Annotated in this window: 13 protein-coding genes; all 13 read right to left on the bottom strand. The window is 65.8% G+C overall.

The genetic code is table 11. The annotated features are described in order from the left end of the window. Nucleotides 1–4: 4 nt before the first annotated feature. Entirely contained in the window at nt 5–1,348 is a 1,344-nt protein-coding gene (locus ACFZCE_RS02640) for a hypothetical protein (RefSeq protein WP_390935797.1), read from the bottom strand. Beyond that, a complete protein-coding gene (locus ACFZCE_RS02635) occupies nt 1,314–2,648 on the bottom strand; it encodes a hypothetical protein (RefSeq protein WP_390935795.1) in 1,335 nt (444 codons plus the stop codon). The genes ACFZCE_RS02640 and ACFZCE_RS02635 overlap by 35 nt, the downstream gene beginning before the upstream one ends. Next, entirely contained in the window at nt 2,617–3,861 is a 1,245-nt protein-coding gene (locus ACFZCE_RS02630; protein ID WP_390935793.1) for a glycosyltransferase, read from the bottom strand. Before ACFZCE_RS02630 ends, ACFZCE_RS02635 begins: the two co-directional genes overlap by 32 nt. Next, nucleotides 3,858–4,859, bottom strand: a complete 1,002-nt coding sequence (locus tag ACFZCE_RS02625) for a glycosyltransferase (protein ID WP_390935791.1) — start codon at nt 4,857–4,859, stop codon at nt 3,858–3,860. The genes ACFZCE_RS02630 and ACFZCE_RS02625 overlap by 4 nt, the downstream gene beginning before the upstream one ends. Before the next feature lie 29 nt (nt 4,860–4,888). After that, nucleotides 4,889–5,395, bottom strand: coding sequence for a transcription/translation regulatory transformer protein RfaH (gene rfaH / locus ACFZCE_RS02620; protein ID WP_390935789.1), 507 nt, complete (start codon nt 5,393–5,395; stop codon nt 4,889–4,891). Nucleotides 5,396–5,453: 58 nt separating this feature from the next. Next, nucleotides 5,454–6,206: a WbqC family protein gene (locus ACFZCE_RS02615; protein WP_390935787.1), complete on the bottom strand. Its 753-nt coding sequence runs from the start codon at nt 6,204–6,206 to the stop codon at nt 5,454–5,456. A 27-nt stretch (nt 6,207–6,233) separates the two neighbouring features. Further along, entirely contained in the window at nt 6,234–8,426 is a 2,193-nt protein-coding gene (locus ACFZCE_RS02610; RefSeq protein ID WP_390935785.1) for a polysaccharide biosynthesis tyrosine autokinase, read from the bottom strand. A 23-nt stretch (nt 8,427–8,449) separates the two neighbouring features. Next, complete coding sequence (locus ACFZCE_RS02605) at nt 8,450–8,890, bottom strand: low molecular weight protein-tyrosine-phosphatase (RefSeq protein WP_390935784.1); 441 nt, start codon at nt 8,888–8,890, stop codon at nt 8,450–8,452. Beyond that, nucleotides 8,890–9,822 carry a glycosyltransferase gene (locus ACFZCE_RS02600; RefSeq protein WP_390935782.1) on the bottom strand — a complete coding sequence of 311 codons (933 nt, stop codon included), beginning with the start codon at nt 9,820–9,822 and terminating at the stop codon, nt 8,890–8,892. Before ACFZCE_RS02600 ends, ACFZCE_RS02605 begins: the two co-directional genes overlap by 1 nt. Next, entirely contained in the window at nt 9,819–11,342 is a 1,524-nt protein-coding gene (locus tag ACFZCE_RS02595; RefSeq protein WP_390935780.1) for an oligosaccharide flippase family protein, read from the bottom strand. The genes ACFZCE_RS02600 and ACFZCE_RS02595 overlap by 4 nt, the downstream gene beginning before the upstream one ends. Before the next feature lie 28 nt (nt 11,343–11,370). Beyond that, nucleotides 11,371–12,486, bottom strand: coding sequence for a DegT/DnrJ/EryC1/StrS family aminotransferase (locus ACFZCE_RS02590; protein ID WP_390935779.1), 1,116 nt, complete (start codon nt 12,484–12,486; stop codon nt 11,371–11,373). A gap of 69 nt (nt 12,487–12,555) precedes the next feature. Then, complete coding sequence (locus ACFZCE_RS02585; protein WP_390935777.1) at nt 12,556–13,323, bottom strand: hypothetical protein; 768 nt, start codon at nt 13,321–13,323, stop codon at nt 12,556–12,558. A gap of 637 nt (nt 13,324–13,960) precedes the next feature. Further along, nucleotides 13,961–14,755 (bottom strand): nitrilase-related carbon-nitrogen hydrolase, encoded by a 795-nt coding sequence (locus tag ACFZCE_RS02580; protein ID WP_390935775.1) that lies wholly within the window; start codon nt 14,753–14,755, stop codon nt 13,961–13,963. Between the last annotated feature and the right edge of the window lie 3 nt (nt 14,756–14,758).

Here is a 14,758-nt window from a genome sequence, read left to right as displayed (position 1 = left end):
CGGTTCAGTCCTGCGAAAGAGTGGGCGCTGCCAGCCGGGCCTGGCCGAGGCTGATCAACAGCGGGAATTCACCGAGGGGCAGGGTCACGCTGCAGCCTTGGGGCTGGCACTGCCATTGGGCCGGGGCGCTGACCACGCCGGCGTCGGCCTGGCGGGTGTCGAGCACGCGCACCGGGCCCGCCACCGGGCCGTCCGTATTCAGTTGCACTTCGGTGCTGCGGCCGGGTTTCCAGGCCGCCAGCAGGTGGTCGTTGCCCAGGCGGAACAGCAGCAGTTGCACGCCATCGGCGCCAGCCTGTTGCTGCAGCAGCTCGCCTTCGCGCAGCAGCCGGCTGATGGCCTTGAGCACGCGGTAGGCCGGCTTGGGCGTGAGGTCGGCGTTGAGCAGGCCGAAGTTGTGCTCCTGGTCGGCCGGGTCGGTGCCATCGTTGACCAGGTCGTACCACCACATGCCCTTGATCGCCGGCAGGGTGCGCGCCAGCAAGAAGCTACGGGCCAGGAACGCTGCCTGGGTGTCTGCGCCTACCCCACAGGGGTGGCGGTCTGCGGTGCTGTGCCAGCCCATTTCGGTCAGGTACAGCGGCACCGGCTGGCCGCCGTTGAGCTCATCGAGGTGCCGCGACACCTCACGCATCCAGCCGATCCAGTGCTCCGGGGTGTAGCCGTCGTTGCGTTTTTCACAGTGCACATAGGGGTGCAGGCTAAGGCCGTCGACCTGCTGCATCACCCCGCCCTGCACCAAACGGTCGGCAAAGCCCTTTTTGATGCCTTCACTGGTGATCGCGCCGGCCAGCAGGCGCGCTTGCGGGTCGTTCTGGCGCACCTGCGGGGCGGTGTCGCGCACCAGCTTCAGGTAGGCCTTGCTGTCGGCCTCCACGCCCATGCGCGGCTTGGCGATGTCCCACTCGTTGTAGATTTCCCAGAACGCCGCCTGGCCCTTCAGCCGCTGGGTTACCCAGTCCACATAGCGGGCGAAGCCGTTGCGCACGGTTTGTGCCACCGGCTTGGCGTCGCGGTTGTAGAACTGGTTGCCGTAGCCAAGGATCAGCACGCCATCCAGGCCCAGCGTTTGTTGCCCGGCAAAGTACTTGCCCCACTCGGCCGGTGCCTGCAGCACGCCGGGTTGCATCTCCACATGGGCCCACCAGGCGTCGTCGCGCAGCGAGCTGATGCCGGCATTCTTGGCCCAGTCCATGGCCGGGGTCACATCTCCCGGGGCGTTGAGCAAATGGGTGCCCACACCGACGATAAAGCCCTCGGCGCGGGCGCCGCTGGCCAGGCTCAGCAGGGCGGCGCAGGCCAGCGTGGCGAGGTTAAAGCGCTTTGAAGGGATCAGGGACTTGGTCACGATCGACAGCTCTCCGGTCGGCCAACGAGGTGTGGGTAGGCATCGCTTTGCGCAACAGCACATGGCTCACCGCCAGGCCCAGGAACAGGTTGCCCACTGACAGCTCGAGCACGTCGGTGGTCCAGCTCACCAGCACCGTGCAGAAGGTGATGGTCAGGTAGGCGGTGGCGGTGGGGGTGCGCTTGGCCAGCAGGCGGAACATCAACGGCACCGCCGCCAGGTACAGCAGCGCCCCGGCCAGGCCGAAGCCGGCCCACAGGTACAGCAGGGTGTTGTCGCAGATCGCCGAGGGTTGGGCGCTGTACACCGGGAACAGCGACACACTGCTGCCGATCAGGCCGAAGCCACCGCCGAACAGGGTCCAGTCCAGGCCTTGCTCGGTCACCCGCGCCACCACCGTGGGCCAGGTGTTCACCAGGCGGTCGTAGAACGACGCCAGCACCGACGCGCCGGTGGTCTTGGTCGGGTCGAAGTCGATCATCAGGCTCAGCAGCGGCAGCGCCACGCCCATCCCCACCACCACCAGGATCGCCAGCCGGCAGAGCATCGGCGCGCGCATCAGCGGTAGCACCATCAGGGTGATCGCCATCGCCGCGGCGGTGGATTTGTTGGTGGTCATGTACACCGCGCCCAGGGTGGCGGCGAACAGCACCGCCAGCTTCAACCACGAGCGGGTGTAGGCGCTCAGGTACAGGGCGAAGCTCGCCAGCAGCATGGCGGCCATTGTCGATTGCCGGGCAAAGCCGGCCAGGCGGTCGTTGTCGCCGCTGGTCCAGGCGGTGTTGCCCTTGAGCTCGGTGTCGCCAAGGTTGTAGCTGTAGCCCTTCCACGGCACGCTGGCGTAGCGGTCGAGCAGAATACCCAGGATCGACGCCAGCAGGCACAGGCCGATCACCCAGGCCAGCAGGCGCTTGCGGTGCTCCAGGTGGATGCCGCAGATGATCCCGAACAACAGCGGGCTGTACATGAACAGGCTGAAGATCACGTTGTTCAACGCCGCCCCGTGCAGCAGCGCCAGCAGGCACGACGCCGCCAGGGCGATCACGCACAGCCAGAACGCGCGGTTGGCCTTCACCCGGATCAACTCATAGGCGAACATCAGCGAGCACAGCGCCTTGGGCACGTACATCAACGGCGCCAGGTGGGCCAGGTCGAGGTAATAGCGCAGCGCCCCGGAAAAGGTCTCCATCACGATCAGGCTGATGGCCGTCCAGACCATCACCGTGGACGTGTGGAAGGCCAGCAGCCGCCGCTGGGGGCGGGCCGCCTCAGAGGCTGTAAAGGGCAATGTCGTTATCATGGCGCGGGCTTCTGTTCTGCACGACGTGTTGGAAAAGCGCCTGGTAGTGGTCGAGCATCCGCTCCTGGTCCAGGAAGTGCTCAACGCTGGCGCGGGCCTGGCTGGCCAGGCGGTCACGCAATACCGGGTCGCGGTTCAGGCGGGTCATGGCCTGGCCCAGCGACTGCGGCTCGCTCGGGTCGCAGAGCAGGCCGTTGACCTCTTCCTGGATGATCTCCGGCAGCCCGCCGCGCTGGCTGGCGATCACCGGCACGGCGTGGGCGCAGGCTTCCACCGCGACCAGGCCGAACGGCTCGTGCCAGATCGACGGCACGATCGCCACGTCGATCTGCCGGTAGAAGCTCTCTGGCGACTGGTAACCGACGAACTCGATGTTCGGCGCATCGGCCAGGGCCTTGAGCTCTTGCTCGTAGTCGAGCTGGCCGCGCCCGGCGATGCTCAGGGTGGCCGGGAAGCTCAGCTTGCGGAACTGCTCGATCATCCAGCGCAGGCCTTTTTGCTCCGACAGCGTGCCCATGTAGCCAAAGCGCAGCGGGCGGTCGGCGCCGCGCGGTTCGCCGAAGCGGCCGCTGACCGCGCCGTCGGCCATGGGGCTGGCGTTGTAGATCACCTGCGCCTGGGCCTTGCGGAAGAAGTTCTGGCTTCGAAGGCGGTCGAGCAGGAAGCGGCTTACGCCGACCACCGCGTCGACCTGCGCCGAGCGCTCGGCGTGGCCCTGGCGGAAACTGCGGCACAGGGTGCAGGGCGTATTGCAGGCGCTGTTCTTGCGGAACATGTTGCTGCCGGGGCACAGCAGGTACATGTCGTGCAGCACCTGCACCACCGGCAGTTGCGCCTTGTTGATTTCGTCCCAGGCCGCCACCGACCAGCCGGCCAGGTTGTGGCACACCACCAGTTGTACGTTTTCCCGGGCGATCACCTCGCCGATGAACCGGCGCATGCCGCTGTTGTAGCGGTCACGCAGGTGCCAGCCGAGGCGGGCGAGGGCCCCGGGGCGTTGTTCGCTGTAGTGCCAGTAGGTGTTGAGCAGGCCGGCGCGGTACACCTTCACCCCGCGCACTTCACTGGCGTGCAGGCCCGGTTGCGGGCCGGTCGCCAGGACCACGACGTCATCGCCGCGTGCCTTCAGGCCTTCGACCGTGCGTTGCAGCACGATTTCGGCGCCGCCCCCGACGTGGGGCGAATACAGGCTGCTGAGAAATAATATCTTCATAGCGGAAAGGACTCATGCATGCCCAGGCGCCCGGCTTCGCCGTCGCGGATGGCTTGTTCGATCAGGGTCAAGCGTTGCCCGGTGCCTTTACGGCGAGCCACCTGGCGCAGCAGGAAGAGAAACAGCCCACGGTTGAGCCGGTACAGCCAGCCGGAGCCGGCCCACACGTGTTTGTCGAACCAGGCCTGGTTGCGCGCGGTGTAGTAGGCGCGCATGTCGGAGTTACCGAGCAGGAAGGTTTCGTAGATGTTGTTGGTGCGGCCCTTGGTGTTCCACGACTCTTCGAGGTCATCGAGCAAGGCCTCGGTGACCAGGGTGATGCGCCCGCCCTGGGCGGTGATGCGCCAGGTGTACTCGGTGTCGTCGGCGTACAGCACCATGTCCGAGAGCGGCAGGCCGATCTTGCGGTACATGTCGGCATGGCCGAGCAGGCCGCCGTAGGTGGTGAACGGCAGCTTCACCAGTGGCACCATGCGCGCCTTCGGCTGCGGCCGGCCGAATGGCAGGCGGCGCCAGATCTTGTACGGCAGTTGGGCGATGTGAAAGCCAAAGCAGCTCGAGCGCCACTGCACGGCGAAGGCGCGCGGCACGCCGGCGGCGATGTCGGCCTGGTGGCCGGGGCGAAAGCCGATCACCGCGGCGTTTTCCCGGCCCACCTGGGCCTGGCTTTCGGCCAGGCGCCGGTGCAGCGCCTCGATCGCGCCGAGGGTCGGCGCGTTGTCGTCGTCCATCAGCCAGATCTGTTCGGCGCCGCTGTCCAGCGCCGCCTGGATGCCCACCCGGTAGCCGTAGGCCGAGCCGGTGTTGGAGGGCAGGTGCACCAGCTCGACCTGGCCGGGCCATTGCTCCACCAGGCTGGCGAGGTTGGAGCGCGAGGCGTTGCTGACCACGATCACCCGGCCGATGCGCGGGCTGCCCAGCGAACGGCTGATCAGGGCCTTGAGGTATTCGATACGGTCACCGTAGGTGAGGGTGACCAGGGTAGTGGTGGTGTTCATCCGGTACTCCTCGGGCAGCGGCGCGGGGCTCAGCAGGCGTGCGCCACCAGGCGCTCGAGTTGTTGCTTGGGCAGCACCACCCGTTGCTGGCGCTGCAGCAGGGTGAGCAGGATCACCGCGCGCTCGTCGCCGTCGTCGCAGAGGAAGATCGCCTGCAGCTCGCTGCCGCCGGCCTTCACCTTGACCGCCTCGCCCTGCACGAAGGCCACCGGCTGGCAGGGTTGCGCCAGGCGCTGGCGGATCTGCTCGATCAACGCATCCGGCACCGGGCACGGCGCCGCGCCGAACGCCACCACCCGGGCCACGCCACGGGTCGAGCGGATCGGGTACCAGTTGTCGTGGGCGGCCATGCGAATGAACAGGTAGCCGGGGAACAGCGCCTGGTCGCTGCCCTTGCGCGCGGCGTTGGCCGGCTGTTCGGGGCGGTAGCACTGGAACTGCTGGCGCAGCAGGTGCTCTTCGGCGCGGGCTTCCTGGCGCGGTTTGGTCTGGATCAGGAACCACTGGGGCTGGGCGATCTGGGTGAAGGCGTTCATGACTGCGTTCCTATGCAAGAGGGCTCGAATTTCGGCGGTACAGCGTTGCGGTGTGCGTTCAGGCCACTTCGGAGCGCAAAGGCGCGCCGGCGGCGGGCTTGGGCATAAGGCAGGCGAAATCAGGTAGCCAGTGGCGAATCCGTTCGACGGGGTTGAACATCAGCACGTCGATGATCGACAGGTAGGGCACGAACGGCCCCTTGAGTTGCGGGTACTCGATGGCGTTCATGCGGTGAAAGCGCAGCTCCAGCCCGGCGGCGCTGAAGGTGGCCTGGTCGTACAGGTCAAGGCCACCCACCGGGTTGAGGTAACGCTGGCCGCCGAGCTTGTGCATCGTTTTGATCACCCGGTCCTGTTTGTCTTGCACCTCGCGGATGTGCAGGTCAGAGGCGATCAGGATCGGCGTGGTGATGCCCAGGTAGTCGCAGGTTTTACGCAGCGAATGCTCCAGGTAGCGCGCCAGGTTGCGTTCCGGGTGCAGCATCAGGGTTTCCAGCAGCGGCAGCACCTCGGCCTGGTGCGGCGCGCGGGCGTAGTGCAGGGCGAGGGTCTTGAGCAGCTTGGCCATCGCCGCCGGGGTGTCGTCGGCCAGCTCGCGCTGGTTGATCGCCAGCCCGTGGGCGGCCTTTTTCAGCGGCAGGCTGAACATCCACGGCGCGCCGCCACAGAGGATCCGGTTGCGGTTGATCCAGCCATCCTTGATGTACTGCAGGTCGTCGCCGAGCACGAAGGCGTCGGCGGCGGCGATCAGCTGGAAGTAACCCAGGTAGGGGAACCAGTACGGCTGCATCATTGCAAGGGTGGTGGTCATGTCCGTTGCCTCCGTGTGCGCGTCAGGTCACTTCTTGGTGGGCGTGTAGTAGCCGTACGCCGCGGTGTCGTATTCGGCGGTGCTGGCCTTGCGTTGCACCGCGTTGAAGATCGCGCCCTTGATCAGCACGCCGTTCTGGCCCAGGCGGCGCTTGGAGGTTTCGATCTCTTTCTCGGTGCTCTGGCCGAAGCGCGCCACCAGCAGGGTGGTGCCGGCCTGGCGGCCGACCAGGGCGGCGTCGGTCACGGCCATGATCGGCGGGGTGTCGACGATCACCAGGTCGTACTGCGGGGCCACCTCACGGAGCAACTTGCTGAAGTTGTCGTGCATCAACAGCTCAGAGGGGTTCGGCGCGGCGTAGCCACTGCCGATCAGGTGCAGGTGTTCCACGCCGGTGTCGAGCACCACCTCCTTGAAGGTGGCGCGGTTGGCCAGGGCGTCGCTCAGGCCCAGCTCCGGCTGCTGGCCGAAGGTCTTGGCCAGGTAGCCTTTGCGCATGTCGGCGTCGATCAACAGCACGCGCTTGCCGGCCTGGGCGATCACCACCGCGAGGTTGCCGCACACGAACGACTTGCCCACGCCCGGGGTGGGGCTGGTGATCATCAGCACGTTGTTGCGTGCCTCGAGCATGGCGAAGTGCAGGCTGGTGCGCAGGCTGCGCAGCGACTCCACCGCCAGCTCGCTGGGCTCGGTGATGCTCAGCAGCCGCGACTGGCCGGCTTCGCGTTGTTTTTTCAGGCGGTCCTGGCGGCGCGACAGCGGCAGCGAGGCGTACACCGGCATGCCCAGGTTTTCGATGGTCTCGGGGTTTTCCACGCCGCGGTAGAAGGCTTGGCGCAGGAAGATGATGCCCACCGCCAGCAGCGCGCCGATCACCGCTGCCAGGGCGATGATCAACGGCCGCATCGGCTTGACCGGCTGCTCGATGTTGCTGTCGGCCTTGTCGATGATGCGCACGTTGCCGATGTTGCCGGCGCGGATGATGTCCTGCTCCTGGGCCTTGTTCAGCAGCAGGGTGTAGGTTTGCGTGGTGACCTGCATGTCACGGGTCAGGCGCAGCAGTTCCTGCTGGGTTTGCGGCAGGGCCTTGATGCGGTTCTGCAGGCCGGCCTTCTGCCCTTCGAGTTGGCTGATCTGCTGGCCGAGGGCGACCGAGGCCGGGTGCTGGCGGGTATAGAGGCGGTCGAGGTCGGCGCGCTTGAGGCGCAGCTCGGACAGCTGGTTGTCGTAGTTCACCACTTGGTCGAGCACCGAGCGGGTTTCCAGGCTGATGTCGACCGAGCGGGTTTTGCTCTGGTAGTCGTTCAGGGCTTTTTCGGATTTCTCCAGTTCCTTGCGCACCACCGGCAGTTGCGAGCGCAGAAATTCCAGGCGCTGGGCGGCCTCGGCCGAGCTGCGCTCGACGTTCTGGCGCACGTACAGCTGGCTGACTTCATCCAGCACGGCGATGGCCTTGGACGGGTCTGGGTCTTGGATCGACAGGTAGACGATGCCCGAATCCTTGCCCGCCTCGGCGACTTTCAGGCGGTCCTGGTACTCCAGCGCGGTGGGCAGTTGGCGGTTGCGGGTGAGGTAGAACTCGGTGCCGGGGCGCGCATTGAGTTCGGCCAGTTGGATCTGCACGCCGTGCTGGTCGACCTCGTCACCGACCTGGCCCTCGGCCAGGGTGCTGCCTTTTTTGTCGCGCAGGGTGAAGCTGCCGTTGTCGCCGGCGGTCAATACCAGGCGTTGGCCGAGCAGCTCTTCGGGCACGTTGAAGGCGTATACGTCAAGCTTCTCGCCGCCCCAGGCGTAGGCACCCAGGCCCATCAGCGGGGTGGCCAGCGCCTGGCCGTCTTCGGCATTGAAGCGGCGCGCCATCCAGCGGCCGACGCCGGGGAAGTAGCGCGGGGTGGCGATCACGTCGAGCTTCAGGTCGCTGACCACCCGGGTGAGCACCGCGCGGGACTTGATCAGTTCGATCTCGGTGGCCGCTTCGGACACCGAAGTGGGCTTGCTGCTGACCATGGGCGTGGCGTCGATGCCGATTTTTTTCGGTTCGATCTGGATCATCGCGTTGGCCTGGTACACCGGGGTTGCCAGCACCGCGTAGAGAATGCCCAGGGCCGTGCACAAGCCGGTCATCGTGGCAATCAGGTACTTGTGGTCGACCAGCATGCGCAGGATGGTGGCGACGTCGATCTGAGTGTCCTGGTACAGCTCCAGGTTAGAACGGCTCATAGCAGCGGTCATGGGTGTGGCTCCTAGTGACTCAGGTACGGCAACCAGTCGTCGATGCAGCGCGACAGAAGCTGGTAGGTGGTTTGAAACTCTTTCTTCGGGCGCCGAAACGGGTCGGCGATTTCTTGGTCGTTCTGCCACTTGCCGATGAGAAACGCCTTGCCGCGTACCTGCGGCGCGTCGTTGACCACGGCGCTGATGTGGTGCTGCTCCATCACCAGCACCAGTTCGGCCCAGCGCAGCATGTCGGGGCTGACCTGGCAGGCGCGGTGCGCGCTGCCGTCCAGGTGGGCCTGTTGCAGCACCGCCTGGGCGTTGGGGTCGATGCCGGCGCCGACGCAGGCCTTGAGCCCCGCTGAAGCCACCTGCACGTCCCGGCCTTGCAGGCGTTGGCGCAACATCGCCTCGGCCATCGGGCTGCGGCAGATATTGCCTACGCACAGCACCAGTACTTTGCTGAACATCAACGGGCCCTCGTGGCGCGAACGCTGAGGCGCCGGAAAAGGTTGAAGGTGACGTTGCGCAGCATCAGCGCCAGGGCGAGCAGCTTCTGCCCCGGTGAGATCGCCGCCAGCGCCAGCCCGAACACCTGCACCAGGTAGTGCTCGTACAGGGCCTGGTCGCCCTGGTGCTGGTAGTAGTTGGCCAGGGCCATGTGGGTTTGCAGCGACATGTGGATCTTTCGCTTGTTCGAGCGCATCGAGAACACGCCCCCGCAGTGCACCCGGTAGCCGCCGGGGGTGATGTCGGCCATGAACTTGCCCTTGCCGTGGGCGCCGAGCAGCGACCACCAGCACAGGTCGAGCATCGGCGCCTGTTCCAGCTCGCGCGGCAGCTCGTGCAGCACGTTGCGGAACACCGCGGTGAGGGTGGAAATCCGCCGGCCCTTGAGCAGGTCCATGCCGGTGGCGTCGCAGCGCAATTGCGGGCCCAGTTGCAGGCCGTGCTCGCCCTGGGTGTCGACCACCACCGCGTCGTGGTAGGTGATCACGTAGTCGGGGTGGGCTTCGAGGAAGCTCACCTGCTTTTGCAACTTGTGCGGGTCGCACCAGAAGTCATCGCCATCGCAGTAGGCGATGTAGCGCCCGCGGGCCAGGTTGAACAGCGCCGGGAAGCAGTACTTGCCTTGCTGGTACTGGTTCTGCGCGTGGAACACCGGGCGCACCAGGCGCGGGTAGCGCTGGGCGTATTCGGCGATGATCTCGGCGGTGCCGTCGCTGGAGGCGTCGTCGTTGACCAGGATCTCGAACGGGAAGTCGGTTTCCTGGGCAAGAAAGCTGTCCAGCGTCTGGGCGATGTATTCGCGCTGGTTGTAGGCCGGGCAGGTGATGCTCACCCGCGGCGCGTGCGCCGGGTCCCAGCCCTGCATGATCTGCGCTTCGGTTCTGCTGCTCATCGTCCTACGCTCGGCTTGCTCACAAGAAGAAGGAGGCGCGTGGCCATGGGTTTGTAGCTGGCCACCACTAGCACGAGGGTCAGCAAGCCGCTGATGCCCAGGGCCAGAACGATGCTGAAGCGGTTGTTGCCGGCGATCAGGTGGTACAGCGGCTGGCTGATGGCCAAGCCCAGCACGGTCATGGCGCTGATCCGCAGGATGTCGCCCAGCCACTGGCGGTGGATGCTCGGCGCCAGGCTGCGGTGCACCACCTGCGGCCACAGCGCGAACGACACCAGGCGCAGGCCGAACCAGGCCACCGCCGCGCCGAGGGCGCCGTGGTAGCGGATCGCCAGGGCCATCACCGGCACGGTGATCAGCGCCGAAACCAGGCTGTACCACACGTGCAGGCGGATGCGCCCATGGGCGTACTGCAAGTGGTACTGGAACGCGCTCACGGCCATGATCGCCGCGCCCAGGGCATACCAGAACAGGATCGGGTCGCCCCAGTTGGCCGCGGCGCGGTCGCCGCTCCAGGCGTAGAGCAGGTCACCGGAGTGCACCGCCATCACCGCCGCCAGCGGGAACAGAAAGGTGCAGGTGAAGCGGCTGGCGCCCAGGTACAGCTGCAGCATGTCGTGTTCGCGGCCTTCGGCCTTGAGCACGGTCATGCGTGGCAGCAGGGTTTGCACCAGCGGGTTGATCAGCATCAGGATGCCGTTGGTCATCAACGCCACCAGCGAGAAGTAGCCGTACTCGGTGAGCAGCAGTTGCTCGGAGAGCAGCATCTTGTCGAGCTGGGTCAGCACGATCCACAGCACCGAGGTCAGCGAAATACTGGTGGCGAAGGGGATGATCGGCCGCACCAGGGCCATGTTGAAACCGCTCCACAGGCTGGGCGCCGGCAGCCGCGCGTAGGCCTTGGTGGCGAAGATCAGCGTTTCGATGATCGCCACGCCCAGCTGGAATTCGAAGAACACCAGCGCGTCCTGGGAGATGAACGCCACCAGGAACAGCCCGCCGAAGTAACGCAGGGTGGCGATGATGATGTTCGCCAGGTTCAACCAGGCGTGCATCTCGAGGCCCTGCAGGCCGCTTTTGTAGAGGGTGGCGTAGAGCCGCAGGCCGACCATCGCGCCCATCAGCACGATGCAGTCGATCAGGGTGCTGGTGGCCAGCGCCTGGGCATTGAGCCAGTGCGCGGCGATCCACGGGCTGCCCAGGTACACCGCCAGCAGGGTGAGCAGGGTCAGCGGCAGGAAGATGATCTCGAACGAGCGCATCAGCCAGCCGCCGCTGCGCTGGCCGGCTTCGGCCTGGCTCTGGTGGTGGGCGATCTGCCGCACCAGCGAGGCCGACAGGCCGACGTCGAGCAACTGCAGCCACGACTGCATCACGGTGTAGAAGCCGATCAGGCCGTACACCTCCGCGCCCAGGTGCCCGAGGTAGAACGGCATGATCAGGATGCCGATCAGCAACGTGTACGCCTGGCCCAGGTAGCCGAGGGTGGTGTTGTGAACGACCGATAGCTTTCTGCTCATGGGCGTGGCCTGCCTTCGCATCGTGGTTTCATAGCGCCCGGGCATTGGCCAGCAACGGCATGGCCAGCGGTTCGTGGTGCTGCAACAGGGTTTCGACGACGGTTTCCTGAACCTCCCGGGCCAACCCCGGGTAGATCGGCAGGCACAGCACCCGCTCGGCCAGCCCGCGCGACAGCGGCTGCGCCAGTTGCGGTTGCAGGTAATCGAGGGTGTCGAGCGAGGGGTAGAAGTAGCGCCGTGGGTTGATCCCGCGGGCCTGCAGGGCGGCGCGCGCGGCCAGCATCGCGGCGTGGTCGGGCAGCGCCACCGGGAAGTAGCTGTAGTTGATCTGGCTGTCGGGGCTGGTTTCCTGCAGTTGCAGGTGGTTGCCCAAGGCGCGTTCGTAGAAGTCGCCGATCTCGGCGCGTTGCTCGAGGATCAGCTCGATGTCATCGAGAATGCACAGGCCCATCGCCGCGGAGAACTCATTGAGCTTGGCGTTGATGCCGATGCCTTCGATGGTCTCGTAGTCGGCGATGCCGAAGTTGCACAGCAGGCGCACCTGCTCGGCGAGGTCGTCGTCGTTGGTGACGATCGCGCCGCCCTCGATGGTGTGGAACAGCTTGGTGGCGTGGAAGCTCAGGGTGGTGATGTCGCCATGGTTGAGCAGCGATTGCCCGCCATGGCGCACACCGAAGGCGTGGGCGCCGTCGTACACCACCTTCAGGTCATGGCGCTGGGCGACCTCGCCGATGGCCTGCACCGCGCAGGGGTTGCCGAACACGTGGGTGGCAACGATGGCGCGGGTGTCGGCCTGCAGCGCGGCTTCGATCTGCCCCGGGGCGAGGTTCCAGGTGTGCGGGTCGATGTCGGCGAACACTGGGCGGATGCCTTCCCACTGCAGCGAGCTGGCGGTGGCGACGAAGCTGAACGGGGTGGTCACGGCACTGCCGGCCAGGCCCAGGGCGCGGTAGGCAACCTGCAGGGCGAGGGTGCCGTTGCTCACCAGCACGATGTTGCGCACGCCGAGGTATTCCTTCAGGCGCTCTTCGAGCTCGCAGCACAGCGGGCCGCTGTTGGTCAGCCAGCGGCTGGCATAAAGGGTGTCTACGTACGCCTTGAACGTGTCGATATTGCCCATATACGACTTGGTGACATTGATCATGCAACTCTCCCATGCGCACACCATGCGCGTGTCTGGATGTCAGCTATCCGGGGTATTGCGTGGTTCGGTTCAGGCGGTATCGGTAGCCCTCGCCACCGCGCGGCGGGCGCGGCGCTGGTTGAGCTTGAGGATCAGGCGCGTGGTGAAACTGCCGGCGTGGGGGTCGCCGTAATGAAACAGCGCGGTGGCCCGGCGCACGCTGGGCGCGCAGGGCTGGTTGGCGTGCAGCGAGCGGTAGCCCCAGAAGAAGTACACGTTGCCCGGCACGATGCGCAGCAGGGTGGGCTTGAGCCAACCGCGCTCGATGCAGGCCAGCAGCAGGCGGCGGCTGAAGGTATTTTGCAGCAGGGCTTTTTCGATCACGTTGAACAGCACGTTGCCGCGCACCCGCCGCGAGTTGGGGAACAGCACCAGGTCGCCGCGCTGCTCGCCCTCGGTGGGGATGTTGATCGGCAGCAGCATGGTGATCAGCGTGGCGTCGTAATGGAACGCGTTGGATTCCTTCTGCCCGCTGCCGCCCTGCACGCAGCGCAGCACCGGGAACACCTGGGGTTCGGCGGCGGCTTTGCCGGTGCCCAGTTCGTGCAGGCGCGCCAGCGTGGCGCGAAAGCCCGCGGCCAGGCCGAGCTGGGCCAGGGCGCTGCCGTCGAGGGCCTGGTAGCCGTGGTAGGCGAAGTACTGTTTGCCATGCCGCGCGGCGTGGGCGTCGACGTACTCGCGCAGCGCCTGCAGCGCGGCCGGGGCGATGGCCCCTTCGAGTACGGCGTGGCCCTGGTGGTTCATGTCGGCCACCAGCCGTTGGGCCAGTGCATCGTCAATGTTGTAGAGGGGCGACATGGCAATCATCATCCTGTTGAAAGTTAAACTTTTGCTGCTTCACGTATTCAGGGCCTGGCTGCGCCAGCGCGGGGCCCGTTAGAAACGGCGAACCAAAAAGTTGCAACTTGCCAGCTAATCCGTGGGGCAACGCTACCGCCCATTGGGTGTGCTTAACGCCTCACCCATTTTTTAAAGCAACAAAAACCCGTATCGCCCGAACAGCAGGGCAACAAACTAATAAGTGTTGGCTGCGCCAGTGGGCGCATTCAGAAGTACATCAGTGAAAACGGTTGGCGTCCCGGGTCTGTGCCGCGGGTAGGGCCATATATCGGCTTCGGCCGTACGGGTGTCAATCGCTTTCGCCGGAAAAACCGTTTGCAGGGGCCAAGGTGGATTGAACTTTTATCAAGTTATTGATTTTAAAGTGAATTATTTTTTGACGCCGTGAGTTTGCTAGGCTTTTTGCCGATTCGCTGCGCTAGCAATCTGCTGCCATGGCGCAAAGCCCGATGGCCGTAGGGCTGGGGCCCATTCCAGACAGGTTTGGGCGGCTGCGGATGGCAAAATATGGCTATTAGCCATGAAGTATTATGGCGCCAATAAAATGTTGGCGCTGGCGCTTCGCTACTGGCCGGTGTCAAAAAACTGATCCGGTTCAGCCTCGGGGTTGCCAGATGTGCGTGCGCAAATCGGTGAGGTACGGGTTATTGCGCCGGGATATGGTCAATTCGTCTCGGTTCAGCTGTACCACCTTCAGCCCCGGGGTTTCTGCCGCCATGCACTCGTGGCTGCCCGCGGGGCCGCTGATGCTGCTAAGCCCGCAATAGTGAAGGGGATTTTCCGCGCCGGTGTAGTTGGCGTAGGCCAGGAAGCAGGCGTTTTCGAAGGCGCGGGCGCGCACCGTGACCTGGGCGATGAATTCGAAGCCGCGCATGTTGGCCGTGGGCACCAGGATCAGCTCGGCCCCCGCCTGCGCCAGATAACGCGCGCCTTCGGGGAATTCGATGTCGTAGCAAATCTGCAGGCCGACCCGCCAGCCATTCAACTCGGCCACCAGCGGCAGTTGCCCGCCGGGGCTGAATTGCTCGTGATCGAGGGCGCCGAACAGTTGCAGCTTGCGGTAGTTGAGCAGCGCCTGGCCTTCGCTGTTGATCAACTGCGCGCTGTTGTACACCGCCCCGGTGGGCGTGGCTTCGGGGTAGCCGTAGCACAGCGCGATGTTGTGCTCGCGGGCGATGCGCGCGGCGGCCTGGGCGAACGGCCCGGCCACTGGCTCGGCCAGGCGCCGCGCGGCGGCGGCGCCGATGGCGTAGCCGCTGCTGAACATTTCAGGCAGCACCAGCAGTTGCGCGCCCTGCTGCGCCGCAGCGGCGGCGAAAGTGCCCAGCCGCGCCAGGTTGGCGGCGGTGTCCAGCGGCAGCGGTGGGCATTGGTAGAGGGCGATCTTCATGGT

The sequence above is a fragment of the Pseudomonas sp. NPDC007930 genome (assembly GCF_042958985.1).
GTDB lineage: Bacteria > Pseudomonadota > Gammaproteobacteria > Pseudomonadales > Pseudomonadaceae > Aquipseudomonas.
The sequence above is the reverse complement of the archived record's forward strand: the minus strand, read 5'-3'. Positions and strand labels throughout refer to the sequence as shown.